The following is a 23,967-nucleotide window of genomic DNA, read 5'->3' on the forward strand; positions in this document are numbered from 1 at the left end:
TTTCGTCCACGTGTGCACTCCTACCCAAGGACATAATGATGAAAACATCAATCTTTAAAAGTTTGTATTTTCAAGTGATTGTGGCAATTACCATCGGGGTTCTACTGGGGCATTTTTATCCATCTATCGGCGAGCAAATGAAACCGTTTGGTGATGGTTTCGTTAAATTAATTAAGATGATCATCGCTCCGGTGATCTTCTGTACGGTCGTGACGGGCATCGCCGGTATGGAAAGCATGAAAGCGGTGGGCCGGACCGGCGCCGTCGCCCTGCTGTATTTCGAAGTGGTGAGTACGATCGCGCTGTTGATCGGGCTGGTCGTCGTCAATCTGATGCAGCCGGGCGCGGGGATGAACGTCGATCCCACCACGCTTGATGCGTCTCTGGTTTCCAACTACGCCAGCCAGGCTGCGGAACAGGGCGTCATCCCGTTCCTGCTGGACATCATTCCCGCCAGCGTGATCGGCGCGTTCGCCAGCGGCAACATCCTGCAGGTGCTGCTGTTCGCCGTGATGTTCGGCTTTGCGCTGCACCGCCTGGGCGCGAAAGGGAAAATCGTTTTTGATGTGATCGAAAGCTTTTCCAAAGTCATCTTCGGCATCATCAACATGATCATGCGTCTGGCGCCGTTGGGTGCGTTTGGGGCGATGGCGTTCACTATCGGCAAATACGGCGTCGGCTCGCTGGTGCAGTTGGGACAGCTGCTGGTGTGTTTCTACGTGACCTGCCTGCTGTTTGTGATTCTGGTGCTGGGATCCATTGCCCGCGCCACCGGCTTCAGCATCTTCAAGTTCATTCGGTACATTAAGGAAGAGCTGCTGATTGTACTGGGGACGTCTTCCTCCGAATCGGTTCTACCGCGAATGCTGGAAAAAATGGAGAAGGCGGGCTGTAAGAAGTCGGTTGTGGGGCTGGTGATCCCGACCGGATACTCCTTCAATCTCGACGGCACTTCTATCTACCTGACGATGGCGGCGGTGTTTATTGCGCAGGCGACCAACAGCCACATGGATATCTGGCATCAGATCACGTTGCTGGTGGTGTTGCTGCTGTCCTCGAAAGGGGCGGCGGGCGTCACCGGCAGCGGATTCATTGTGCTGGCCGCCACCATCTCCGCCGTAGGCCATCTGCCGCTTGCGGGGCTGGCGCTGATTCTTGGGATCGACCGCTTTATGTCGGAAGCCCGCGCGCTGACTAATCTTGTCGGTAACGGCGTCGCGACAATCTTCGTCGCCAAGTGGGTCGGCCAGTTGGATGAAAAGCAGCTGAATGAGGTGCTGGATAACCGCAAGCCCGCTAAATCTAAGCCCTCTTCCCCGCCTGTTTCCTGACGTTCCCGCCTTTCCGCCAACGGCCCGCAGCGAATATAAACGCTGTGGGCCGTTGTTGATCGGATGAGTCCAAATTCAGCATTTTCCACTTTTTTCGGTATATTTCGCCCTATTGAGTGACATCGACGAAAGCACGTGGTCTAACCGGATGTTACACTGCGGCTCTGTTTTTTGTGAGGTGAGTACACAGTGTGGTGACCGCACAACCGTCACCTTAATCCATAAAATGCACGTCTTCAGATAGTGATTAAAAAGCAGGGGTTCACATGCAGGGAACCAAAATCAGTCTTTTATTCGGTGGCGTTTTACTGGCGGCCGTCGGCCGTTTTGCCCTGGCGGAAGAGCTACAGCCCGACCCCGCCTGGCAGCAGGGTAAGCTGGATAACGGCTTTAACTGGCAGCTTCTGAGCACTCCTCAGCGCCCTAACGACCACCTCGAACTTCGTCTGGTGGTGAATACGGGCTCGTTGAGCGAAAACACACAGCAAACTGGATTTTCTCACGTCATTCCCCGTCTGGCGATGATGCCTAATGCATCGTTTGCGCCGGGCCAGCTCGCGGCATTGTGGGCTTCTTCTCCCAACGACGAGAAACCATCGCCGGTTGTCGTCTCCTATGACTTCACCTCTTATAATTTGAGCCTGCCGAATAATCGACCGGAGCTGTTGAAAGACGCGCTGAGCTGGCTGGCGGAAACTGCGGGTGGACTGTCTTTCGACGACCAAAGCATCGGTACGGTCCTGCAAAAGGAAGACGGCGTCGCCACGTTGCCGCCGAATCCGCAGGATCCCGCCTGGCGATATCGTCTTCAAAACTCGATTCTGCTGTCGCACAATCCGGGGCAGCCGGTTAAAACGCCGCTGACGGCCGAACTGCTGCAGGCATTCTACAAAGCGTGGTACACGCCGGATGCGATGACGCTGTATGTCGTCGGGAACGTCGACTCCCGCGCTATCGTCGACCAGATCCGGAAGGTCTTTGCCCCGCTGGAAGGTAAACGCGCGACGCCGGCGCCCCTGCCGGTATTGTCTGCGTTGCCCGCAGAACCGACCCGACTCATCGGCGTTACGGGCAGACCGGACTCCATCGCGCTGGTATGGGATACGGTCTGGCAGCCGATTCGCGATTCAAACGCGCTCGCACGCTATTGGCAGCGCGACCTGGCGCGGGAGGCGATGTTTCAGCGCGTACAGCAGGCGCTGGAGAAAAGCGCGCTGAAAGAGGCCAATCTGCGTTTCGACTGTAATGTTCTGTACGGACGCGCGCAGTGCTCTTTGCATATGGACAACCTGAACGGCGAACAGCTGGTCGAAGGCGTGACGCTGGTGGGCAAGGCGCTCAGCGCCTTGCAGGATGAGGGTCTGACGCAGGCGGAATTTGATGCGCTGTTGGCGCGTAAAAACGAAGAGCTGGACAAGCTTTTCGCCACCTATGCGCGCACCGGTACGCAGATTTTGATGGAGCAGCGGCTGCGCTCGCAGCGAAGCGGCGTGGTGGATATCGCGCCCGAGCAGTATCAGCAACTGCGTAAAAACTATCTCTCCTTCGTAACGCTGGAATCCCTCAATCAGGCGCTGCGCCTGCAACTGGCGCAAGATGCGACGCTGGTGCTGCAACAGCCGCCGGGTGAACCCGAGGCCAACCTGAAAGAGCTACAAGACAGGTATAACGGGTTGATGAAACCGGCGGAGAGCGCCGCGCCCGCGGCGGATGAAACGGCGCCCGCGACGCCGTAGGCTGAATGAGCCGAAGGCGGACACGCGCTGCTTTTAGCGTGCCGCCGCCCCGGCGTGTTTCATCGTCACTCGGTCGAGAGAGAAACGCAGACCGCGGCGCGGTCTGTCATTAGGAGGGGATTGGCGTCCGGCGAATCACCGCCGGCTGCCGCGGGATCAGGACGACTTGCGCCGTTCTGTGATGCTCTGCCCGCCCACGCCCATGTTATCGGGCTCGACCTCATCAATCATCACGATGATTTTGGCCGGGTCCTTTCCCAGCGCTGTCTCCAGCACCTGCGTGATGCCACTAATCACCTGCGCTTTTTGCGCTGCGGTGGTGTCCTCTTTAAGGATGCGAACGGTAACAACCGGCATACATTTCTCCTGTCAGGGTTACATGGTAGGCGGCGAGGCCGCCGACCGTCATGAAGCCGCAGCCGGCGGTTCGGCCGTGTCCTCGGGTATGTGATGATGTCGAGGTTTGGCGGTAGCGATCCACGCGGCGCAAAAGAGCGTCAGCTGCGCGAAGAAGTAAAAAAAGGTCATCAGGCCGATCACCGAACCGAAGGCCGCGCCCGAGGGCGAAGAGGCGAGTTTGGGCAGCACGACGGTCATGATGAACTTCAAAATCTCGAAACCGACGGCGGCCAGTAAGGTTCCGCGCAACAGCGCCTTACGATTGGGTTTCCGGCGGGGTAGAACGCCCAGTATCCACAGGAATAACAGATAGTTGGCGAAGATTGAAATCGACAGCGCGATCAGCGTCATGGCGGGCCGCAGCCACTCGATCCCTTCCAGTCCTAATGCGATGACAATTCTGTTTTGCGCGGTCCCGGCGACGGAGGTCAGGAACAACGTGAACGCCAAGGCGATCAACAGTCCCAGCAGCGACAGGAAATCCCACAGATACTGAAAATAGATTTTCTCTTCATCGTGCGGATTGCGTTCCCACTTTGTGCGGAACTGCGCGCGGATGGCGTTTCTCAGGTTGCCGATCCAATTCACCCCGGAGTACAGCGCGATCAGCAAACCGGTCAGCCCTACGGTGGTACGCTGCTGTATCGCCGTATTCACCGTGTTTTTCAGTGTATTAGCGAGATTAGGATCGCTGATGCTGTTGACGATGCGGCTGATCAGCTCCGTGAGCAGATCGGGGTTCGAAGCCAGCACGAACCCGACGGTGGCGAAAGAGACCATCAGAATGGGGATCAGCGACAAAAAGGAGAAGTAGGTGATAGCCGCCCCGAACTGGCTGCCCATGCGGTCATTGAACCGTTCGACGGCGCGAATAAAGTGCGCGACGTAAGGCAAAGACTGAATCCATTTGCTCCAGCGGGTCAGTCGGGCGATAGGGGTTTTTTCCGTCGGGGAGGTTGCGTCCTCCTGGGAAGGGGTATGGGCCGATGTGTAGTCAGGGGGCCGTTTAGGTGTTACGGGCATGTAATAAAACCTCTTACGCGCAGTTATCCATCCGATTGATTATAACCGACATCATCCTAATAACAGTTTTGCGCGGGCTTCCGGCAGGAATAAACGGCGAAATGCGGTGTGATGGTGCAGGTCGGGAAGGCCGTTCAGGGCTGTGTGAATGCCCTGAACGGTGAGGATCAGCTCAGTTTCAGCGTGCGGATAATATTTTCCGCTTCGGTCTGCGCCTGCTGCTGATTGTCCGCGGGGAGGGNGATTTGCAGCGTCATCAGGTGGTCGCCGACAATGCCGAGGACGACGGAGGAGTAAGCTTTCTGACCGCTGCTGGAGATGATGCTGTCCAATTGCTGCAGCCTATGGCCGTCGACATCAATGGTTTTATTGGTGACGACCTGCAGGTTGGCGTCGCGGGTACGCTGCTGGTCTTCCAGACGCTGGCTCAGCACCGGCAGCTCTTCAGTGGTGCTGTCGCCCAAAATAACGATGACCGCTTTTTGTCCGCTTTTGTTGGCGTACACGTGCATGTTATTGGCCTGGTTGCCCAGCTTTCCACTCTGATCGCTTAGGTCTGCGGGCAGGGTGAACGTCAGTTTGCCGGAGAGCAAAGAGATCGTCTGGCTACTTTGAGCCTGTGCCGCCGCATCCGTGGTGGAAGGCGTCTCGTCCTTTTTGCCATCGCAGGCGGTCAGCGTGGCGGCCAGCAATCCGATTCCGATAAATTTTACTACTTTCGACATAGCAGCTCTTTCCTTAACCAGAAAACATAATGCTGCTATGCCACCCGATTCAGGCAGTAAAAACAAGCGTTTTGTTGTCACAAAGCCTGTCTGACGGCCCCTTTCGGGGCAATCTGGTGTTATGCCGTCTGCGGCGTCCTGCCGCTCAAACGCTTAAGCAGCATGTTTAGCATGATGCCGTACATCGGCAGGAACAGAATGCCGCAAATCAGGATCTTGAAGGTGTAATCCACCAGCGCGATTTCGACCCAGTGAGCGGACATAAACGGGTCCGGGCTGCGATAGAACGCGATAAAGAAAAACGCCAGCGTGTCGCAGAGGTTGCCGAGCACGGTAGAGGCCGAAGGCGCGACCCACCAGGCGCTGCGCTGGCGCAGGCGGTTAAAGACGTGTACGTCCAAAATCTGTCCCAGCACGTAAGCCATAAAGCTGGCGCAGGCGATGCGGGCGACCACGATATTGACCTGACTCAGTGAGGCGAAGCCCTGCCAGGTGCCGTCGTAAAACAGCGCGGAGACCAGATAGGAGATCGCCAGTGCCGGGATCATCACCAGCAGAATAATGCGTCGAGCCAGTGGCGCACCGAAAATCCGCACCGTCAGGTCCGTCGCCAGAAAAATAAACGGGAATGTGAAAGCGCCCCAGGTCGTGTGAAAACCGAACACGGAAACAGGGAGCTGCACTAAGTAGTTACTGGAGGTGATGATCAGAATGTGGAATAGCGTCAGCCAGCACAATGCTGTCAGCCGCTGCTGCGGCGTAAATTCAAACATGTTGCGACCTTTTTGGTTTATGGGGTGAGGGAACCCAGTGATAACGTCCTGCTTCCGCTCGGAACGTCAATAAAACGGCATCATACCCATTTCTGTTTTCTTTGAACATGGGGGGTTTTACGCGGCTTGCACCCTGATATTCGCAGCGTAAACTAAGGCCGCTATCCAACGACAACCCCTTTTGAGACTCGCTATGACCGATATTTTTGCCCACGCCGACCGCACTCTTGACGCGCTGGGATTGCGCTGCCCGGAACCCGTGATGCTGGTGCGCAAGACCGTACGTGACATGGCCGCGGGAGAAACGCTGCTGATTATTGCAGATGACCCCGCGACGACGCGCGATATCCCCGGCTTCTGCCTGTTTATGGAGCACGAGCTGCTGGGTCAGGCGACGGAAACATTGCCCTACCGCTATCTCCTGCGCAAAGCGGGTAAATAACCCGCTTTTTTTCGCGCTTAGGCATAGATGGAACGTACGATCAGGAAATGGCCGCCGAAATAACAGATGGCCAAAATTACCTGATGCGCCGGGAATTTAAAGCGGAAGTGATAAATCAGCCAGGACGCATGCCCGATGAAGAGCAGGGCCGCGCCGACCAGCAACGACAGATTGTAGTCGGTGTTCGCCGCAAAGTAGGGACCGCCCGCCACCCACACCATGACGGCGGTCATGGCGATGAATGCGCAGACCGGCAGACGCAGCGTATCCAGTCGGGTCCACAGCATCGCGACCAGCAGCGCCGACACGATGGCAAGCAGCAGCGGCAGCGGCCAGAACAAATTCAGCGTCATCTGGGTGGACAGGAAGCTGATGGTGTAGAGCAAATGCGCGGCGAAGTAAGCGCCGATGGCGTACAACATTCGCTGCGCGGGCAGCAGTAATAGGGTATCGCCAGCGATGGTCGCCAGCAGGCCCAGTACGATCAGGTAGGCCGGGACGTTCAGCATTGGCGCCTGCCAGGCCAGCGCGATCAGCAAGAGCAAGGTGAGAGGCTTGAACAGCCAGCGTTGCCAGGTGGGACCACGATAGCTGGCGTCGACATAAAGCCAGCCGGAAAAAAGAACGGCAATAAATGACCAAAGCATAGAACGTCCTTATATGTGGGAAATTCAGACGGCCAGAAGCCCGCGCGCGATGGGGCGAAACTCAGCTTCTGGTATGAATCTGCACAATGATTGCTCTTTCAGTGTAGGTGATCGACCCTCTGCCGGACAACGGCAGGATGGCGGATGCGGGTATGGGGGCATCATGCTAAGGTAGCGCCGGATAGGCGGCAGTACGTCATGTTAATCGCTCGAAGGGGAGAATGTTGTTGAATGAGTAATGAATCCGCACTCTATCGCATTCAATTTATGAACAACGGCAAGAACTATCAGCTTTATGTGCGAGAGTTGGCGCAGAGCGCGCTGTTCGGCTTTATCGAAATCGCCGATTTCGTGTTTGAAAGCCCATCGGAGCTGTTGGTCGATCCGAGTACGGAAAAGCTGAAGACCGAATTTGCCGGCGTTGATCGCAGCTATATCCCGCTGCAGGCGGTGATTCGCATCGATTCGGTGAAGGAGCGGGAGCGTGGCAGTTCACGGATTGCCGAACTCGGCGACAATGTGACCCCTTTCCCTTATCTGCCCGGCAAGAAGCCCTGATTTCTGTTTTAAGGCATCCGCATCGTGTGAGCGGATGCCCTGCGCCTAACGCTTGTTCCGCTTGCTGTCCTGCGGCTGATTACGCTGCCACGCCATCAGCTCGAATACCCCGAACAGGAAGATCCTCAGTTGCGTCATCCCGCTGATGGGCGGGGCGTCCTTCGGCTGACTGGCTTTCAGCAGCAGATACTGCATGCCGTGCATCAGTATCATGAACACCATCGCCACCGTCATGAAGATATTTAACGGCCGCGGAAAGGGCTGAATCAGGTTCATGATCAGAAAGGCCCACACGCCCAGCATCACTAATCGTCCGAGATTAATCCAAATAATCATAATGTCCTCTGAGGTTGCCGGTCTGTCAGCCGCGCGCGTAAAGCCGGTAGGCGACCTGGCCTGCGACTTTTTCGCGGTGCAGCTGCCAGTTGGCCGGAAGGTTCAGGGTGCGGTTTTCCGCCTCTGTTTCAATATAGATCCAGGCGTCGTCCGCCAGCCAACCTTGCGTTTCCAGCAGGTTGACCGTGTTGTCCAACAATCCCTGTCGAAACGGTGGATCGAGAAAGACCACGTCAAAGGCCTCTCCTGGCTGAGCCAGCCACTGCAGCGCATCAGTATGGATCACGCTGGCGTTTTCCGCCCGCAGCAGCGAGAGATTTTGGCTGAGCTGACGCGCAATGCCGCGCTCCGCCTCCAGCAGCGTGGCATGAGCCGCGTATCGCGACAGCGCTTCCAACGCCAGCGCGCCGCTGCCCGCGAAGCAGTCCAGACAGCGTGCCTGCTGGATCACCGGCGCCAGCCAGTTAAAGAGCGTTTCCCTCACGCGATCGGNGGNGGGGCGCAGGCCGGGGCTGTGGGGAACGGGAAGTTTTCTGCCGCGCCATTGGCCGCCGATGATTCGAATTTGTCCGGGTGCGGATGTCGCGTGTTGTTTTGCCATAGCCTGCCATTCACTGAGGTTCGTTACCGGTTGCAACCGTATAGGGTTGAAAGTAGCGCTATTCTAACGGGGCAGGGCCAATCGAGGAAATGCAAAGATAGTCGCGTGTTGAACGGCGTCGCAACTTCCGCCTCCCGCCGTTTTTCTCTTCGAATATTGAAACACTTGGTTACGCAGATTGTCTGCGTTCAGGGCCGTACGCCGCGTGTTGCTGCGGTCGGGAAAGTGTTAAACTCTGCTCTTTATCGACTTCATAGATTATTCATCATCTGCACTGGATGGCGAGGAGCGCAATTACAAGATGGCTAAACAGAAGAAGCGCGGATTTTTTTCCTGGCTGGGATTAGGACGTCAGGAAGAAGCAAAGACTGAGCAACCGCAGACCCCACCGGAATCAGGCGAGACGGCGCACTCAGATCCGGATGCGCAGATCGTATCTACTGAAGCCCCGGCGCCGCAAGAGGCTGAACGCCAGCCGTTAAACCCGGATGATGACGCGCCGGCGCCCGTTGAGCGCGAAGAAGTCGCCGAGGCCGCGACGGAAGCTCCGCTAGGCGAGATGCCGGAAGAGCCGGCCGTCGTCGACCAACCTGTTAACGAGCCGGTCACTGCCACCGCTCAGGAAGCGGCGCCGCAAGCATTTGAAGAACTGGATAACGCGGCGCAAACCGCATCGCCGGAAGATGTCCTGTTGCAGGAAGAGGCTCTGGAAGAAGCGCGTCAGGACGTGGCAGACACGCCGGAAGACGACGCGTCGGAGCGCCAGGCGGCGCTGCAGGAGATTGATGAGCTGGAAAGTCTGGCGCCGGGGGCCTCCCCGGAAGAGATTGCGTCCCAAGCCCAATCGGAAGAAGAACCTGAAGCCGCCGTGGAGCCCGAATTGGTCGCGGCCACGCAGGCTCAGCCATCGGTGGACGAGCCCGCAGAGGTCATCGACGAAACCGAAACGGCGGTAACACCTGCGCCAATCCAGGAGCAGGAACGTCCCACCAAAGAAGGCTTCTTTAGCCGCCTCAAGCGCAGTCTGGTGAAAACCCGGCAGAATTTGGGTTCTGGATTTGTCTCATTGTTCCGCGGCAAGAAAATTGACGACGATCTGTTTGAAGAACTGGAAGAGCAACTGTTGATTGCGGATGTGGGCATGGACACGACCCGCAAGATTATCGCCAGCCTGACGGAACATGCCAGCCGTAAACAGCTGAAAGACGCCGAAGCGCTGATGGCGCTGTTGAAAGAAGAGATGGCCGCCATTCTAGAAAAAGTGGATGAGCCGCTGAACATCGAAGGNAAAATGCCGTTCGTCATTCTGATGGTTGGCGTGAACGGCGTGGGTAAAACCACCACCATCGGCAAAATGGCCCGCCAATATCAGGCTCAGGGCAAGTCGGTGATGCTGGCCGCGGGGGATACCTTCCGCGCGGCGGCGGTGGAACAGCTGCAGGTCTGGGGTGAACGTAACAACGTGCCGGTCGTGGCGCAGCATACCGGGGCGGACTCCGCTTCCGTTATCTTCGACGCCATTCAAGCGGCGAAAGCGCGCGGCGTGGATGTGCTGATTGCCGATACGGCGGGCCGTCTGCAGAACAAATCCCATCTGATGGAAGAACTGAAAAAAATTGTCCGGGTGATGAAGAAACTGGACGATCAGGCGCCGCATGAGGTGATGCTGACGCTGGACGCCAGCACCGGCCAGAATGCGGTGAGTCAGGCTAAACTGTTTAACGAGGCGGTCGGGCTGAGCGGTATCGCCCTCACCAAGCTGGACGGGACGGCAAAAGGCGGCGTGATTTTCGCCATCGCCGATCAGTTCGGTATTCCTATCCGCTACATCGGGGTAGGTGAGCGCATCGAAGATTTAAGGCCATTCAAGGCTGACGATTTTATAGAGGCACTTTTTGCCCGTGAGGACTAATACGGATGATTCGTTTCGAGCAGGTCAGTAAGGCGTATCGTGGCGGTCGCCAGGCATTGCAAGGCGTTGATTTTCACGTCCGACCCGCGGAGATGGTTTTTCTGACCGGCCACTCCGGCGCCGGGAAGAGCACCCTGTTGAAGTTGATTTGCGGGATAGAACGGCCGAGCGCGGGACAGATTCTGTTCGGCGGTCATGACATCAGCCGTTTGAAGAAAAGCGAGATCCCGTTCCTGCGTCGTCAGGTCGGCATGATTTTCCAGGATCACCATCTGCTGATGGACCGCTCCGTGTATGAAAACGTGGCGATGCCGCTCATCATCGCCGGTGCGTCGATGGAAGACATCCGCCGTCGCGTGTCGGCGGCGCTGGATAAGGTGGGGCTGCTGGACAAAGCGCGCAGCTATCCTATCCAGCTCTCCGGCGGGGAACAGCAGCGGGTGGGCATTGCCCGCGCGGTGGTGAACAAACCCGTGGTGCTGTTGGCCGATGAACCGACCGGCAACCTCGACGACGAATTATCCGAAGATATCCTGCGCTTGTTCGAAGAGTTTAACCGTGTGGGCGTCANGGTGCTGATGGCAACCCATGATACGGGGCTGATCGCGAGCCGCCGTTACCGGGTTTTGACGCTGTCTCAAGGTCATATGCTGGGAGATAACGTCAATGGCTAATCATCAGGTCCGTAGAAAAGAGAAACAGAAACGCCCCGTCAGCAAGGCCCGTGCGCTCAAGGGCGGCTGGCAGGAGCAATGGCGCTACGCCTGGGGGAACACGCTGCGGGATATGCTGCGTCAGCCGCTGGCGACGCTGCTGACCATCATGGTCATCGCCATCTCCCTGACGCTGCCGAGCATCTGTTATCTGGTGTGGAAAAACGTCAGCCAGGCGGCGACGCAGTGGTATCCCACCCCGCAGTTGACGATCTATCTGGATAAGGCGCTGGACGACAAGGCGGCGGAAGGCGTCATCGCCAAAATTCAGTCGACGGACGGGGTCGACAAGGTTAACTATCTGTCGCGCAATGAGGCGATGGGCGAGTTTCGCAACTGGTCCGGCTTCGGCGGCGCGTTGGATATGCTGGAAGAAAATCCGCTGCCGGCGGTGGCGATTGTGACGCCCAAAATGACGTTCCAGAGCGCGGAAACCATGACCTCGCTGCGGGATCGTATCACGTCCATTGAGGGCGTCGATGAAGTGCGCATGGACGATAGCTGGTATTCGCGTCTGGTGGCGATGACCGGATTAGTCGGGCAAATCGCCTTCACGATCGGCGTACTGATGATTGTGGCGGTTTTCCTGGTGATCGGTAACAGCATTCGTCTGAGCATTTTCAGCCGCAGAGATACCATCAACGTCATGAAACTGATTGGCGCGACCGACGGTTTCATACTGCGCCCGTTCCTGAACGGCGGGGCGATGCTGGGCCTGTGCGGCGCGCTGCTGTCGCTCATCCTGTCTCAGGCGCTGGTGTGGAAGCTCTCGGCAGCGACGGCGCAGGTTGCCGCCGTCTTCGGGACGACGTTCGCGGTGAAAGGGATGGGTTGGGATGAAGGACTGCTATTGCTGCTGGTTGCCGCGATGATCGGCTGGCTGGCTGCGTGGCTGGCGACGGTTCAACATTTACGCCGCTTTACACCGGAGTAAGGGTTTTCTGATATACTCTTTCCTTGTAAAAAGGATGAAATAGTCAAGGGAAGAGTATGAAAAAATCCCCTCCCGAAACGCATTTTCTTCCTGATTTATCTCGTTGCGCTGCCATCTTGATATGTAAAAAAAGATGGATAAAATTGTGTGAACTTGTGAGGTAAATCACGCTCTAATAATGAGCGAATTCTAGATTTGAACGTTGATGTGGGTTAGACATTGTTCGTCATGTCCAACGACATAAACAAACCATGAGAGGGTTGAATGACCAAAGATATGCAAACTTTCACCTTAGTTCCCCAGGGCAGTCTGGAAGGGTATATTCGTGCCGCCAATGCCTATCCGATGCTGACGGCGGAGGAAGAGCGGGCGCTGGCTGAACGGCTGCATTTCGAGGGCGATCTGGACGCTGCCAAGCAGCTGATCCTGTCACACTTGCGCTTTGTTGTTCACGTAGCCCGCAACTACTCCGGCTATGGTCTGCCGCAGGCGGATTTGATACAGGAAGGCAACATCGGCCTCATGAAGGCCGTGCGTCGGTTCAACCCTGATGTCGGCGTTCGACTGGTCTCTTTTGCCGTCCACTGGATCAAGGCGGAAATTCACGAATACGTACTCCGCAACTGGCGAATCGTCAAAGTGGCCACGACCAAAGCTCAGCGCAAACTGTTCTTTAACCTGCGTAAAACCAAGCAGCGTCTGGGCTGGTTTAATCAGGACGAAGTCGAGCTGGTCGCACGTGAACTGGGCGTCACCAGTAAAGACGTGCTGGAGATGGAATCCCGCATGGCGGCGCAGGACATGACCTTCGACCCCACGCCCGAAGATGATGCGCAGCCGGGACACGGCATGGCCCCTATGCTGTACTTGCAGGACAAAACGTCTGACTTCGCCGATGGCATTGAGGAAGACAACTGGGAAAGCCACGCGGCCGACAAACTGGCCCACGCGATGGAAGGCCTGGACGAGCGTAGCCAGCACATCATCCGCGCCCGTTGGCTGGACGACGATAACAAGTCCACCCTGCAGGAGCTGGCCGATCGCTACGGCGTATCCGCCGAGCGCGTACGTCAGCTGGAAAAAAACGCCATGAAAAAGCTGCGGACGGCGATAGAAGCCTAACGCGGTCAATAACGGAATAATGCCGAAATCAACGGCCGGGCTTGTCCCGGCCGTTGTTGTTTTCAGGCGAAATTTACGGAGAGAAACGGCGCGGCCTGCTTTATGACCGGCTGTATTTCCAACCGCCGGATACCGGGTCAAATCCGCAGGAACGCATAAACGCGTCCATCACACTTTCGCTGACCATGGCATGGTCGGCCGCATCCAGCCACCACTCCCGGACATGCGGTAGCGCCCGCAGCACTTCTTCGACGAGATATTTCCCCACTCCCCGCCGACGCGTGACGTCCCTTATCTGCAGGTCGCAGAGTTTGGCGCTGTCCTTTTTTATTTCAACGATCACCGCGCCCAGTAGGCGATCGTTGAAGCGCGCTGCGAATAGCTGGTGATCGGGCGTCAGGCTCTGCGCCAACTGAGTAAAGTTTTGATGCGGCCACAGCGGGGTTAAGTCCAACTTGTCCTGGTCGGTAAAAGAAGTGAGGCATTCCACGGTCAGTTTCATGCGAGGTGCTCCAATTGATGGCGAAGAGGATTGTAGTGAGTCGTCGCCAGAAAGGTTGTGTAATTTTTTATGTACAGTTTACAGGGCAATGTTTTTCAGTTTGGTCATTTTTCGAGTTATTAATTACCTTTCAATATGTCGGTTAGCATAACTGACTAGATATGAAGCAAACCCTGGGGAATAAGACTAAAATTTTATGCTGTTTACACCGTGATTTACTGCGTGTGTGAGTTGCTATGTAGCATAAAACTCCTGTTTAATGGCATGAAAAATAAAATCTTATTGCTAACTATTGCCAAATATTAAGCCTAACTTGTTATTACTTATAAAAAAAGCGTGAGTAGTCACGGTTGGCGCCGAAAATGATCGCAATAAATGAAAATTAGAATGGGGTAAACGGGATGAAATTAAGCACAGGCACAATGTTGCTGATGGGATGTATGGCGATGACGCTGGGTCACGCTGTTAACGCCGCCGATATCAAAGTGGCCGTCGTTGGGGCCATGTCCGGCCCGGTCGCGCAGTACGGCGATATGGAATTTAATGGCGCCCGTCAGGCTATTGCGGATATCAACGCTAAGGGCGGCATCAACGGTAATAAGCTGGTCGGCGTGGAATATGATGACGCCTGCGACCCGAAACAGGCGGTCGCCGTTGCCAACAAAGTGATTAATGACGGCATCCGCTATGTCATCGGTCATTTATGCTCTTCCTCCACCCAACCCGCGTCGGATATCTACGAAGATGAAGGCGTGATCATGATTACGCCGGCCGCCACTAACGCCAACCTGACGACCCGCGGCTATGAGCTGATTCTACGCACCACCGGGCTGGACTCCGATCAGGGGCCGACCGCCGTCAAATACATTCTTGAAACCGTGAAGCCGCAGCGTATCGCCGTCGTGCATGATAAACAGCAGTATGGTGAAGGTCTGGCGCGCGCCGTCCAGGACAACCTGAAAAAGGGCAACGGCAACGTCGTCCTGTTTGAAGGCGTGACCGCCGGAGATAAAGATTTCTCTACGCTGGTGGCGCGTCTGAAAAAAGAGAACGTCGACTTAGTTTACTTCGGCGGCTACTACCCGGAGATGGGACAGATCCTGCGCCAGGCGCGTCAGGCTGGCCTGAAAGCCAAGTTCATGGGACCGGAAGGCGTGGGTAACTCGTCGCTGTCCAACATTGCGGGCGAGGCCTCTGAAGGCATGCTGGTGACCCTGCCGAAACGCTACGATCAGGTTCCGGCGAACCAGGCCGTCGTGGCGTCGCTGAAAGCGAAGAGCCTCGACCCGTCAGGTCCGTTCGTGTGGACGACCTATGCCGCGTTGCAGTCTCTGACCACCGCCATGCAGCGTTCGGGCAGCATGGAGCCCGCCAAACTGGCCTCCGATCTCAAGGCCAAGCCGGTTGAAACGGTGATGGGTCCGCTGAGCTGGGACGAAAAAGGTGACCTGAAAGGGTTTGAGTTTGGTGTATTTGAGTGGCACGCAGACGGTACTTCCTCCTCCGTGAAGTGATTGACTGGATCCGTATTACTCCCTGAATACCGTTGTCCTTCCGTCATCCGACGGCGGGGCAACGTCAAAGGCTTAAGGTATGTCCGAGCAATTCCTCTATTTCCTTCAGCAAATGTTCAACGGTCTGACGTTGGGCAGCACCTATGCGCTGATCGCCATTGGTTACACCATGGTTTACGGCATTATCGGCATGATTAACTTCGCTCACGGCGAAGTGTATATGATCGGTAGCTATGTCTCCTTTATCGTGATTGCCGCCCTGATGATGATGGGCATCGACACCGGCTGGCTGCTGATCAGCGTCGCTTTTGTCGCGGCAGTCGTGATTTCCAGCGCCTATGGCTGGAGCATCGAGCGTGTGGCTTACAAGCCGGTGCGCAGCTCCAAACGCCTGATTGCGCTGATTTCCGCCATTGGGATGTCGATTTTCCTGCAGAACTACGTCAGCCTGACTCAAGGTTCGCGCGACGTCGCGTTGCCCAGCCTGATCCACGGTCAGTGGACGCTGGGTGAAAGTAATGGCTTCGCCGCGACTCTCAGCACGATGCAGCTGACCATCTGGGTGGTCACCTTCCTGACCATGCTGGCGCTGACGCTGTTTATCCGCTATTCGCGTATGGGCCGCGCCTGTCGCGCCTGCGCTGAAGACCTGAAAATGGCCAGCCTGCTGGGTATCAGCACGGACCGAGTGATTTCGCTGACGTTTGTGATCGGCGCGGCGATGGCCGCTGTCGCCGGCGTTCTGTTAGGTCAGTTCTACGGCGTCATCAACCCTTATATCGGCTTTATGGCGGGCATGAAGGCGTTTACCGCCGCCGTGTTGGGCGGTATCGGCAGCATTCCCGGCGCGATGATCGGCGGCCTGATTCTGGGCATTGCGGAAGCGCTGACGTCTGCCTATCTGAGTACCGAATACAAAGACGTGGTGTCGTTCGCCCTGTTGATTGTCGTGTTGCTGGTTATGCCCACCGGTATCCTGGGCCGCCCGGAGGTGGAGAAGGTATGAAACAGCATAACGTCTTCAATGCTTTCTTCTCGGCGTTCGTCCTGTTGGTGCTGGCCTCATTCATGATGGGGATGCAGCTGAGCCTGGACGGCACGAAGCTGGTGGTTCACGGCGCGGATAAGGTGCGCTGGTACTGGATTGCCGCAGGTTGCGTCGTGGTCTTTTTGTTTCAACTGCTGCGTCCTCTGCTGGCGCGGGGCGCGCAGAAGTTTACCGGTAACGGTCTGGTGTTGCCGAGTTTTGACGGCAGTACGCCGCGGCAGAAAGGACTGGCGCTGCTGCTGATTGTCGCCGCGGTGGCCTGGCCATTTATCGTGTCCCGCGGCACGGTCGACATCGCCACGCTGACGCTGATCTATATCATGCTGGGTCTGGGCCTGAACGTGGTGGTGGGCTTGTCCGGCCTGCTGGTACTGGGTTACAGCGGTTTTTATGCTATCGGCGCCTATACCTATGCGTTACTGAGCAACTATTACGGTCTGGGCTTTTGGCAGTCTTTGCCCTTGGCAGGACTGACGGCGGCGCTGTCCGGCTTTCTGCTGGGTTTCCCGGTGCTCAGGCTGCGCGGCGACTATCTGGCGATCGTGACGCTGGGGTTCGGCGAGATCGTTCGTATTCTGTTGCTGAATAACACCGCGTGGACCGGCGGCCCGAACGGCATCAGCCAAATTCCTAAGCCGACGCTGTTCGGACTGGAGTTCAGCCGCACGCCGCGCGAAGGCGGCTGGGATACGTTCCACAACTTCTTCGGGCTCGCTTACGATCCGGGCGATCGCATCATTTTCTTGTATCTGGTCGCGCTGCTGTTGGTGGTGCTGACATTGTTCATCATCAACCGTCTGCTGCGTATGCCGCTGGGCCGAGCCTGGGAAGCGCTGCGCGAGGATGAGATCGCCTGCCGTTCGCTGGGTCTCAGCCCGACCAAAATCAAACTGACGGCCTTTACCATTAGCGCCGCCTTCGCCGGATTTGCCGGAACCCTGTTTGCCGCCCGTCAGGGATTTATCAGCCCTGAGTCCTTTACCTTCGCCGAGTCCGCCTTTGTGTTGGCCATCGTGGTGCTGGGCGGCATGGGGTCGCAGTTTGCGGTGATTCTGGCAGCGGTGCTGCTGGTGGTTTCCCGTGAATTAATGCGCGACCTCAACGAGTACAGCATGCTGTTGCTGGGCGCCCTGATGGTGCTGATGATGATCTGGCGTCCGCAGGGACTGTTGCCGATGAAACGGCCGCAGATGAAGCTGAAGGTTGAGGATAAGGAAGGACAGGCATGAGTACGCAGCCACTATTATCGGTACGGGGCCTGATGATGCGTTTTGGCGGTCTGTTGGCCGTCAACAATGTCGAGCTGGACCTGCATGCCGGTGAAATCGTCTCTTTGATCGGCCCGAACGGCGCTGGCAAGACGACCATATTCAACTGTCTGACCGGATTTTATCGCCCGACCGGCGGCACGATTCTGTTACGCGACCAGCATCTGGAAACGCTGCCGGGGCAGCAGATCGCCCGGATGGGCGTTGTGCGTACGTTCCAACACGTGCGGTTGTTTCGCGAGATGACGGTAATTGAAAACCTGCTGGTCGCCCAGCATCAGCACTTGAAAAGCGGCGTGTTCGCCGGTCTGCTGAAAATGCCCGCCTTCCGCCGCGCGGAAGCGGACGCGCAGGCGCGCGCTGTCACCTGGCTGGAGCGGGTGGGGCTGCGGGATCTGGCGAATCGGCAGGCCGGCAATTTGGCGTATGGTCAGCAGCGCCGGTTGGAAATCGCCCGCTGTATGGTCACGCGTCCGGAACTGCTGATGCTGGACGAACCGGCCGCGGGGCTGAATCCGAAAGAAACCGACGAGCTGAACGACCTGATTGTCGATCTGCGCGATAGCCATCAGGTCTCCGTGCTGCTGATCGAACACGATATGAAGCTGGTGATGGGGATTTCAAATCGCATCTACGTGGTGAATCAGGGGACGCCGCTGGCACAGGGCACGCCGGCTGAGATTCGTAATAACCCGGATGTGATCCGTGCCTATCTGGGTGAAGGATAAGGTTATGTTGTCATTAAATCAGGTATCGGCGCACTACGGTAAAATCCAGGCGCTGCATCAGGTCGACCTGCATATTCATCAGGGCGAAATCGTCACCCTGATCGGCGCCAACGGCGCCGGAAAAACCACGTTGTTGGGGACGCTGTGCGGCGACCCACGGGCGTCTACCGGCTCCATCGTGTTCGACGGCAAAGATATTACCGACTGGCCGACGGCGCGGATCATGCGTGAAGCCATCGCCATTGTGCCGGAAGGCCGCCGGGTATTCGCCCGCATGACGGTGGAAGAGAACCTGGCGATGGGCGGTTTTTTTGCCGAACGTGAGCAGTATCAGGCGCGCATTGAACGGGTGTATACCTTGTTTCCCCGCTTGCGTGAGCGTCGTACTCAGCGTTCCGGCACCATGTCCGGCGGTGAGCAACAGATGCTGGCAATCGGCCGCGCGTTAATGAGCCAGCCGCGTCTGCTGTTGCTGGACGAACCCTCGCTCGGGCTTGCGCCCATTGTCATTCAGCAGATTTTCGACACCATTCAGCAGCTGCGCGAAGAAGGGATGACCATCTTTTTGGTGGAGCAGAACGCCAATCAGGCGTTACGCCTTGCCGACCGCGGATATGTGTTGGAAAACGGCCGCGTGGTGCTGGAAGATACCGGGGCGGCGCTGCTGGCGAACGAAGCGGTGCGTTCCGCCTATCTGGGCGGCTAAACTACGCTTGGCCGGGCGTTTCCCGGCCTGTTTCTTTTTACAAGTGAGATGGTTATAGCAATGGGCAGGTTGTTGGCGCAGCGCATGGCGCGCCTGAAAAGTTCTGCGATTCGCGAATTGCTGGAGCAAAGTAAAATGGACGGGGTGATTTCGTTAGCAGGCGGCATCCCCTCGGAACAGTTGTTCGACTTCGACGGTCTGCGTCAGGCAACGGCGCGGGCGATCGTCGAGCAGCCGGAAGCAGCATTCCAGTATGGTCTGACCGAAGGTAGCCCGGTGCTGCGCGCGCGCATTGCCGAACTGTGCGCCTTACGCGGCGTGCAGACCATCGCGGACAGTATCGTCGTGACGGCGGGATCGCAGCAGGCGCTGGATTTGGTCATGCGCGCCACGGTCAATCCGCAGGATGTCTTCGTTGTTGAGCGACCGACCTATCTGGCGGCGTTGCAGACGCTGGAGCTGGCGGAAGCCCAGATCAGGTCGGTCTCTTCCGACGATCAGGGCATGGTCGTCGACGAGCTGGAAGCGCTGCTGGCGACACAGCGTATCAAAGGGGTGTACCTGGTGCCGAACTTCGGCAACCCCAGCGGCGTATCGTTGAGCGACGCGCGGCGCAAGCAGCTGGTGGCGCTGGCCGCGCAGCATGATTTTCTGATTATCGAAGACGATCCTTACGGCGAGCTGCGGTTTACCGAGACGCGTCATCCTACGCTGTACCAATTGGCGAAAGCGGCCGGACATGACGACCACGTGGTGTATCTCTCCTCGTTCTCCAAAGTGCTGGCGCCGGGCCTGCGACTGGGCTGGGCCGTACTGCCCGAGTGGTTGCTGCACAATGTTGCCATTATCAAACAGGCGGCGGATCTGCATGCCAGCGCGCTCTCCCAGGCGATAGTCGAGACCTATCTGGGGTTGGGCCGCCTGCCTCAGCAGATTGAAACCATTCGTCACGCTTACCGACAAAAAGGCGAGCGTCTCTCCGCGTTGATGGAAGAGAGGCTCGGTGATGTGTTGACCTTCAACCAGCCTGAAGGCGGCATGTTCCTGTGGGCGCGATTCCGTGAGCCGTTCGACACGACCGAGTGGTTGAAGAAGACGCTGGCAGAGGGCGTGGTGTTTGTGCCGGGCGAGTTCTTCTTCGCCGAGCGGCCGGACCGTTCAACGCTGCGTTTGTCTTTCGCGACGGCGACGGAAGAGCAGATGCATGAAGCCGTGGCGCGACTGCGTCGGGCGTTGTAAATCAGGGCTGATTTTCGTCAGAAGTCAAAGCCCCGCATAGGCGCGGGGCTTGAAGGAAGGCATCGCGATGCGCCATGCCGTGCAGGCCATTGGCCGGACTAGCACGACGTGCCGCTGTTAGGCGGCAACTCGCCGGAACGCCGCATCATCGCGGCAGTTCCGTGGGGAATATCAGAAGCGTTCCCAGTCGTCTTCGCTGCCGCCCGCGTTCGTCAACGCCGGTTTAGGCTTTGACGCGACTGCGGGTTTCTTGACGGGCGCTTTGGCGCCTGGCAGTGATTGCGCACCTTCCACGTTAAATACCTGCATCAGGTCGACCAGATTAGACGCCTGAGAGCTGAGGCTGTCTGCGGCGCTGGCGGACTCTTCCACCAATGCGGCGTTCTGCTGAGTCACCTGATCAAGCTGGTTCACCGCATCATTGATCTGGGTGATGCCATCCTGCTGTTCGTGGGTGGTGACGCCGATTTCGCTAATCAGGTCCGCGACGCGGTGAGCCTGATTGACGATATCATCCATCGTTGTGCCCGCGTTGCCGACCAGCTTAGAACCGGTTTCAACTTTCTCCACGCTTTCCGTGATGAGGTCTTTGATCTCTTTGGCTGCGGAGGCAGAGCGTTGTGCCAGAGAGCGAACTTCACCGGCCACGACCGCAAATCCACGCCCCTGTTCACCTGCTCGAGCGGCTTCTACCGCAGCGTTCAGCGCCAGAATATTAGTCTGGAACGCGATGCCATCGATGACGCTGATGATGTCGCTGATTTTGTGGGAACTGGAGGTGATCTCGTTCATGGTGTTGACGACGTCGCTAACCACGGTGTTGCCTTTGGTCGCAGAGTCGCTGGCGGACTTCGCCAGCTCTGTCGCCATGCGCACGGTATCTACGTTTTGTTTGACGGTCTGACTGATCTGCTCCATCGACGCCGCCGTCTGCTGAAGATTCGCCGCCTGCTCTTCCGTCCGTTGGCTCAGATCGGTGTTGCCCATCGCGATCTGGCTGGAACCAGTAGCAATTGACTCACTGCTCTGGCGAACCTGATTAACCGTATTGTTCAGGCTGTGGCGCATTTCTTCCATCGCGGCCAGCAGGCTGGATGCGTCGTTATCGCGCAGCTTGACGTGTACGGCCAGGTTGCCTTTGGATATATCTTTAGCAATTTCAGCAGCATAGGCCGGTTCGCCACCCAGCTGGTTGATGATGCGACGGGTAATCAGCCAGGCTGTCATTCCGCCCAGTACGGCGACGAGGACGGCTAAAGCCACCATCACCGCACCGGAGCGGTTGGCCTGATGACCAGACTGTTCGGCGTCGCTGATGGTGGCTTCTTTCTGGAAGTTCAGAATATTGTCGACGGCCTTGAAAATTTTGTCCTGCTCATCGTGCACATCCGTAAGGATGGTATCTCGGGCCTCATCCTGCCGGTTCGCCAGTCCTAACGTGAGTGCTTTGCGGACGGCGGCGACATAACCCGGCTGAACCTGAGACAGCTGGTTGACCAAATTCGACATTTCCGGCGTGGAAATGGAGCGGCTGATGTCATTCAGTGTGGTGGTATTGACCGTGATGATGTCTTCAATCTGCTTTTGTCGGCTCAGCATTTGGTCGCGATCTTTCAGCAGTGCAATATCACGGACGGAGCGGGCAACGATGTTGACGTTGTCTTTAAACTCCTGGAACTGCAGCAGACGGGTAATGCGGAGCTCTGACAGCGTCTGAACGTTGGCGCTGATTTGCTTAAGCTGAAACAGGCCGAACAGAGCGACCATAAAGCCGATTGCAATGACCAACGAAAAACCACTGCCCAGCATGGTGCTGAGCTTCATGTTTTTTAGCAATTTCATAATGTCCCTTTGGGTTGGCGGACACCTAATTTTTCATGGTGAATTCCGGGTGTCGAAAAATGTAAAGCGGGGCCGAGCGCGGTATGTCATTGGCAATCGCCTTTACTGCCATATGGCGACATACCATTTAGGAACCCTCGGGGGTCTTTATCGGCTGCGTTCCACAAGCCTGTACTACCAATTTCCAAACATATTGATAACAGACCCGCGGCAAAGAGGGAGGTAATGTTATGGAGATGACAAAAGCCTTCGAAAGCGATTTAGGGCGTTATCATATGCTTGCGATCATCCGACAAACCCTCGCATTCCCTATATTCATTGAGGTTTTATCAAGCCAGTGTTGGCGGTGAGTGACTCGAATTTCCTTCTTAATGCCGTGTGTTTCGGCACATGCATGCTGAATGTGCCTCTTTCAGGGGTGTCATTTTTTTGTCATCTAAAAGTTATTTTTCTGTCATCTGAAAATGTCATGTTACCTGCCACATCTATGGCTCCCTCCGGGGGCTAAACGGTATTTTTGCAGGAGACTGGCATGTTGAAACACGCAATCCGCACCGTCGCCGCCAGCGCCGTCATGGCGATGACCCTCACTTCTCAGGCGCAGGCGGTGACTGATATCCCGTTCTGGCATGCGATGGAAGGGGAGCTGGGAAAAACGGTCAATTCGTTGGCGGACCGCTTCAACCACAGCCAGAACGACGTCAGGATTGTGCCCGTCTACAAGGGCAACTACGAACAGACGCTGGCTGCGGGCATTGCCGCGTACCGTAGCGGCAACGCGCCTGCGATCCTGCAGGTTTATGAGGTAGGCACGGCCACCATGATGGCCAGCAAAGCCATCAAACCGGTTTACGAGGTGTTCCAGCAGTCGGGCGTGCCGTTCGATGAGAGCGTGTTCGTGCCGACGGTCTCCGGCTATTACACCGATGCCAAAAGCGGCCATCTGTTGTCTCAGCCGTTCAATAGCTCCACGCCGGTGCTTTATTACAACAAGGATGCATTTAAAAAGGCGGGCTTGGACCCGGAACAGCCGCCGAAGACCTGGCAGCAGATGGCGGAGTACACGGCCAAGCTGCGCGCCGCCGGCATGAAGTGCGGCTACTCCAGCGGCTGGCAGGGATGGATCCAGCTCGAGAACTTCAGCGCCTGGCATGGTCTGCCGTTCGCCAGTCAAAACAACGGCTTTGACGGCCCCGACGCGGNGCTTGAGTTCAACAAGCCCGCTCAGGTCAAACATATCGCCCTGCTGGAGGCCATGAACAAGAAAGGGGATTTCACCTACTACGGGCGCAAGGACGAATCGACGGAAAAATTCTATAACGGCGACTGCGCCATGATCACGGCCTCCTCCGGATCGCTGGCGGGGATTCGCCAGTACGCGAAATTTAACTTCGGCGTCGGCATGATGCCGTATGACGCCGATGTGAAGGATGCTCCCCAAAACGCCATCATCGGTGGAGCCAGCCTCTGGGTCATGAATGGCAAGGATTCAGCTACTTATCATGGCGTAGCGAAGTTCATGCAGTTCCTGGCGAAGCCGGAGATCGCCGCAGAGTGGCATCAGAAAACCGGCTATCTGCCCATTACCTCCGCCGCCTACGACCTGACGCGTCAGCAGGGTTTCTATCAGCAGAACCCCGGCGCGGATATCGCCACCCGTCAGATGCTGAACAAACCGCCGTTGCCGTTCACCAAAGGTCTGCGTCTCGGCAATATGCTGCAAATCCGCACCATCGTGGACGAAGAGCTGGAAAGTGTCTGGACCGGCAAGAAAACGCCGCAGCAGGCGCTGGATGCGGCAGTACAGCGGGGGAACATGCAACTGCGCCGCTTCGAACAATCCACCCGGTAAGTGTGTTTTAGGCCGA

24 protein-coding genes are annotated in these 23,967 nt (G+C 57.0%); 15 read left to right on the forward strand and 9 right to left on the reverse strand.

Features of this window, described 5'->3' with window-relative positions:
• Nucleotides 1–38: 38 nt before the first annotated feature.
• Both SB13_RS13375 and SB13_RS13380 read left to right on the forward strand, forming a co-directional pair.
• The gene (locus SB13_RS13375; RefSeq protein ID WP_026740840.1) at nucleotides 39–1,331 is read left to right on the forward strand and encodes a dicarboxylate/amino acid:cation symporter; all 1,293 of its coding nucleotides are present in this window, start codon (nucleotides 39–41) and stop codon (nucleotides 1,329–1,331) included.
• Between the two features lie 266 nt (nucleotides 1,332–1,597).
• Nucleotides 1,598–3,067 carry a M16 family metallopeptidase gene (locus tag SB13_RS13380; RefSeq protein ID WP_026740841.1) on the forward strand — a complete coding sequence of 490 codons (1,470 nt, stop codon included), beginning with the start codon at nucleotides 1,598–1,600 and terminating at the stop codon, nucleotides 3,065–3,067.
• Nucleotides 3,068–3,223: 156 nt separating this feature from the next.
• Here the strand turns inward: SB13_RS13380 and SB13_RS13385 are convergent, their stop codons facing one another.
• From SB13_RS13385 to SB13_RS13400, 4 genes are all read right to left on the reverse strand, one after another.
• The gene (locus tag SB13_RS13385; protein WP_026740842.1) at nucleotides 3,224–3,424 is read right to left on the reverse strand and encodes a 2-hydroxymuconate tautomerase family protein; all 201 of its coding nucleotides are present in this window, start codon (nucleotides 3,422–3,424) and stop codon (nucleotides 3,224–3,226) included.
• A gap of 48 nt (nucleotides 3,425–3,472) precedes the next feature.
• Nucleotides 3,473–4,489: an inner membrane protein YhjD gene (gene yhjD, locus SB13_RS13390; RefSeq protein ID WP_051619111.1), complete on the reverse strand. Its 1,017-nt coding sequence runs from the start codon at nucleotides 4,487–4,489 to the stop codon at nucleotides 3,473–3,475.
• A gap of 167 nt (nucleotides 4,490–4,656) precedes the next feature.
• On the reverse strand, nucleotides 4,657–5,214 hold the full coding sequence (locus SB13_RS13395) for a DcrB family lipoprotein (RefSeq protein WP_026740843.1): 558 nt from the start codon (nucleotides 5,212–5,214) through the stop codon (nucleotides 4,657–4,659).
• A gap of 119 nt (nucleotides 5,215–5,333) precedes the next feature.
• A complete protein-coding gene (locus SB13_RS13400; protein ID WP_026740844.1) occupies nucleotides 5,334–5,987 on the reverse strand; it encodes a 7-cyano-7-deazaguanine/7-aminomethyl-7-deazaguanine transporter in 654 nt (217 codons plus the stop codon).
• Between the two features lie 193 nt (nucleotides 5,988–6,180).
• Here SB13_RS13400 and tusA point away from each other — a divergent pair, with 193 nt between their 5' ends.
• A complete protein-coding gene (gene tusA, locus SB13_RS13405) occupies nucleotides 6,181–6,429 on the forward strand; it encodes a sulfurtransferase TusA (protein ID WP_026740845.1) in 249 nt (82 codons plus the stop codon).
• 17 nt (nucleotides 6,430–6,446) lie between these two features.
• Here the strand turns inward: tusA and SB13_RS13410 are convergent, their stop codons facing one another.
• Entirely contained in the window at nucleotides 6,447–7,076 is a 630-nt protein-coding gene (locus tag SB13_RS13410; RefSeq protein WP_026740846.1) for a lysoplasmalogenase, read from the reverse strand.
• Between the two features lie 231 nt (nucleotides 7,077–7,307).
• Between SB13_RS13410 and SB13_RS13415 the strand changes: the two genes are divergently transcribed.
• The gene (locus SB13_RS13415) at nucleotides 7,308–7,634 is read left to right on the forward strand and encodes a DUF1820 family protein (protein WP_026740847.1); all 327 of its coding nucleotides are present in this window, start codon (nucleotides 7,308–7,310) and stop codon (nucleotides 7,632–7,634) included.
• Between the two features lie 45 nt (nucleotides 7,635–7,679).
• Here the strand turns inward: SB13_RS13415 and SB13_RS13420 are convergent, their stop codons facing one another.
• Nucleotides 7,680–7,964: a DUF1145 family protein gene (locus SB13_RS13420; protein ID WP_026740848.1), complete on the reverse strand. Its 285-nt coding sequence runs from the start codon at nucleotides 7,962–7,964 to the stop codon at nucleotides 7,680–7,682.
• Between the two features lie 31 nt (nucleotides 7,965–7,995).
• Nucleotides 7,996–8,571, reverse strand: coding sequence for a 16S rRNA (guanine(966)-N(2))-methyltransferase (rsmD, locus tag SB13_RS13425; RefSeq protein WP_026740849.1), 576 nt, complete (start codon nucleotides 8,569–8,571; stop codon nucleotides 7,996–7,998).
• A gap of 301 nt (nucleotides 8,572–8,872) precedes the next feature.
• On the opposite strand from rsmD, the gene ftsY reads away from it, so the two are divergent.
• The 4 genes from ftsY (at nucleotide 8,873) to rpoH (ending at nucleotide 13,252) form a co-directional block, all read left to right on the forward strand.
• Nucleotides 8,873–10,483, forward strand: coding sequence for a signal recognition particle-docking protein FtsY (ftsY, locus tag SB13_RS13430; RefSeq protein ID WP_026740850.1), 1,611 nt, complete (start codon nucleotides 8,873–8,875; stop codon nucleotides 10,481–10,483).
• A 5-nt stretch (nucleotides 10,484–10,488) separates the two neighbouring features.
• Entirely contained in the window at nucleotides 10,489–11,157 is a 669-nt protein-coding gene (gene ftsE / locus SB13_RS13435) for a cell division ATP-binding protein FtsE (protein ID WP_026740851.1), read from the forward strand.
• Nucleotides 11,150–12,130, forward strand: coding sequence for a permease-like cell division protein FtsX (gene ftsX, locus SB13_RS13440; RefSeq protein WP_026740852.1), 981 nt, complete (start codon nucleotides 11,150–11,152; stop codon nucleotides 12,128–12,130). Before ftsE ends, ftsX begins: the two co-directional genes overlap by 8 nt.
• Before the next feature lie 264 nt (nucleotides 12,131–12,394).
• A complete protein-coding gene (gene rpoH, locus SB13_RS13445) occupies nucleotides 12,395–13,252 on the forward strand; it encodes an RNA polymerase sigma factor RpoH (RefSeq protein ID WP_026740853.1) in 858 nt (285 codons plus the stop codon).
• Nucleotides 13,253–13,352: 100 nt separating this feature from the next.
• Here the strand turns inward: rpoH and panM are convergent, their stop codons facing one another.
• Nucleotides 13,353–13,754 carry an aspartate 1-decarboxylase autocleavage activator PanM gene (gene panM, locus SB13_RS13450; RefSeq protein ID WP_026740854.1) on the reverse strand — a complete coding sequence of 134 codons (402 nt, stop codon included), beginning with the start codon at nucleotides 13,752–13,754 and terminating at the stop codon, nucleotides 13,353–13,355.
• A gap of 401 nt (nucleotides 13,755–14,155) precedes the next feature.
• Here panM and SB13_RS13455 point away from each other — a divergent pair, with 401 nt between their 5' ends.
• The 6 genes from SB13_RS13455 to SB13_RS13480 all read left to right on the forward strand — a co-directional run bounded on the left by SB13_RS13455 (nucleotide 14,156) and on the right by SB13_RS13480 (nucleotide 20,257).
• The gene (locus SB13_RS13455; protein WP_026740855.1) at nucleotides 14,156–15,268 is read left to right on the forward strand and encodes a branched-chain amino acid ABC transporter substrate-binding protein; all 1,113 of its coding nucleotides are present in this window, start codon (nucleotides 14,156–14,158) and stop codon (nucleotides 15,266–15,268) included.
• A gap of 79 nt (nucleotides 15,269–15,347) precedes the next feature.
• Entirely contained in the window at nucleotides 15,348–16,274 is a 927-nt protein-coding gene (livH, locus tag SB13_RS13460) for a high-affinity branched-chain amino acid ABC transporter permease LivH (RefSeq protein WP_026740856.1), read from the forward strand.
• Complete coding sequence (locus SB13_RS13465; protein ID WP_026740857.1) at nucleotides 16,271–17,545, forward strand: high-affinity branched-chain amino acid ABC transporter permease LivM; 1,275 nt, start codon at nucleotides 16,271–16,273, stop codon at nucleotides 17,543–17,545. The genes livH and SB13_RS13465 overlap by 4 nt, the downstream gene beginning before the upstream one ends.
• A complete protein-coding gene (gene livG / locus SB13_RS13470; RefSeq protein WP_026740858.1) occupies nucleotides 17,542–18,312 on the forward strand; it encodes a high-affinity branched-chain amino acid ABC transporter ATP-binding protein LivG in 771 nt (256 codons plus the stop codon). Before SB13_RS13465 ends, livG begins: the two co-directional genes overlap by 4 nt.
• 4 nt (nucleotides 18,313–18,316) lie before the next feature.
• On the forward strand, nucleotides 18,317–19,018 hold the full coding sequence (livF, locus tag SB13_RS13475) for a high-affinity branched-chain amino acid ABC transporter ATP-binding protein LivF (protein ID WP_026740859.1): 702 nt from the start codon (nucleotides 18,317–18,319) through the stop codon (nucleotides 19,016–19,018).
• Between the two features lie 60 nt (nucleotides 19,019–19,078).
• Nucleotides 19,079–20,257, forward strand: coding sequence for an aminotransferase-like domain-containing protein (locus SB13_RS13480; protein ID WP_036150909.1), 1,179 nt, complete (start codon nucleotides 19,079–19,081; stop codon nucleotides 20,255–20,257).
• Between the two features lie 171 nt (nucleotides 20,258–20,428).
• On the opposite strand, the gene SB13_RS13485 is transcribed toward SB13_RS13480, so the two are convergent.
• Complete coding sequence (locus SB13_RS13485; RefSeq protein ID WP_026740861.1) at nucleotides 20,429–22,099, reverse strand: methyl-accepting chemotaxis protein; 1,671 nt, start codon at nucleotides 22,097–22,099, stop codon at nucleotides 20,429–20,431.
• Nucleotides 22,100–22,631: 532 nt separating this feature from the next.
• On the opposite strand from SB13_RS13485, the gene ugpB reads away from it, so the two are divergent.
• Nucleotides 22,632–23,951: a sn-glycerol-3-phosphate ABC transporter substrate-binding protein UgpB gene (gene ugpB, locus SB13_RS13490; protein WP_026740862.1), complete on the forward strand. Its 1,320-nt coding sequence runs from the start codon at nucleotides 22,632–22,634 to the stop codon at nucleotides 23,949–23,951.
• Nucleotides 23,952–23,967: the final 16 nt, after the last annotated feature.

Source organism: Lonsdalea quercina subsp. quercina, from assembly GCF_000688695.1.
In the GTDB taxonomy this organism is placed as follows: Bacteria; Pseudomonadota; Gammaproteobacteria; order Enterobacterales; family Enterobacteriaceae; genus Lonsdalea; species Lonsdalea quercina_D.

Bases quoted from the DNA above. Each gene is read 5' to 3' on its own strand.
- SB13_RS13375 (WP_026740840.1), top strand. From the start codon at position 39: ATGAAAACATCAATCTTTAAAAGTTTGTATTTTCAAGTGATTGTGGCA.
- SB13_RS13380 (WP_026740841.1), top strand. From the start codon at position 1,598: ATGCAGGGAACCAAAATCAGTCTTTTATTCGGTGGCGTTTTACTGGCG.
- SB13_RS13385 (WP_026740842.1), bottom strand. From the start codon at position 3,424: ATGCCGGTTGTTACCGTTCGCATCCTTAAAGAGGACACCACCGCAGCG.
- yhjD (WP_051619111.1), bottom strand. From the start codon at position 4,489: ATGCCCGTAACACCTAAACGGCCCCCTGACTACACATCGGCCCATACC.
- SB13_RS13400 (WP_026740844.1), bottom strand. From the start codon at position 5,987: ATGTTTGAATTTACGCCGCAGCAGCGGCTGACAGCATTGTGCTGGCTG.
- tusA (WP_026740845.1), top strand. From the start codon at position 6,181: ATGACCGATATTTTTGCCCACGCCGACCGCACTCTTGACGCGCTGGGA.
- SB13_RS13410 (WP_026740846.1), bottom strand. From the start codon at position 7,076: ATGCTTTGGTCATTTATTGCCGTTCTTTTTTCCGGCTGGCTTTATGTC.
- SB13_RS13415 (WP_026740847.1), top strand. From the start codon at position 7,308: ATGAGTAATGAATCCGCACTCTATCGCATTCAATTTATGAACAACGGC.
- ftsX (WP_026740852.1), top strand. From the start codon at position 11,150: ATGGCTAATCATCAGGTCCGTAGAAAAGAGAAACAGAAACGCCCCGTC.
- rpoH (WP_026740853.1), top strand. From the start codon at position 12,395: ATGACCAAAGATATGCAAACTTTCACCTTAGTTCCCCAGGGCAGTCTG.
- panM (WP_026740854.1), bottom strand. From the start codon at position 13,754: ATGAAACTGACCGTGGAATGCCTCACTTCTTTTACCGACCAGGACAAG.
- SB13_RS13455 (WP_026740855.1), top strand. From the start codon at position 14,156: ATGAAATTAAGCACAGGCACAATGTTGCTGATGGGATGTATGGCGATG.
- livH (WP_026740856.1), top strand. From the start codon at position 15,348: ATGTCCGAGCAATTCCTCTATTTCCTTCAGCAAATGTTCAACGGTCTG.
- SB13_RS13465 (WP_026740857.1), top strand. From the start codon at position 16,271: ATGAAACAGCATAACGTCTTCAATGCTTTCTTCTCGGCGTTCGTCCTG.
- livG (WP_026740858.1), top strand. From the start codon at position 17,542: ATGAGTACGCAGCCACTATTATCGGTACGGGGCCTGATGATGCGTTTT.
- livF (WP_026740859.1), top strand. From the start codon at position 18,317: ATGTTGTCATTAAATCAGGTATCGGCGCACTACGGTAAAATCCAGGCG.
- SB13_RS13480 (WP_036150909.1), top strand. From the start codon at position 19,079: ATGGGCAGGTTGTTGGCGCAGCGCATGGCGCGCCTGAAAAGTTCTGCG.
- SB13_RS13485 (WP_026740861.1), bottom strand. From the start codon at position 22,099: ATGAAATTGCTAAAAAACATGAAGCTCAGCACCATGCTGGGCAGTGGT.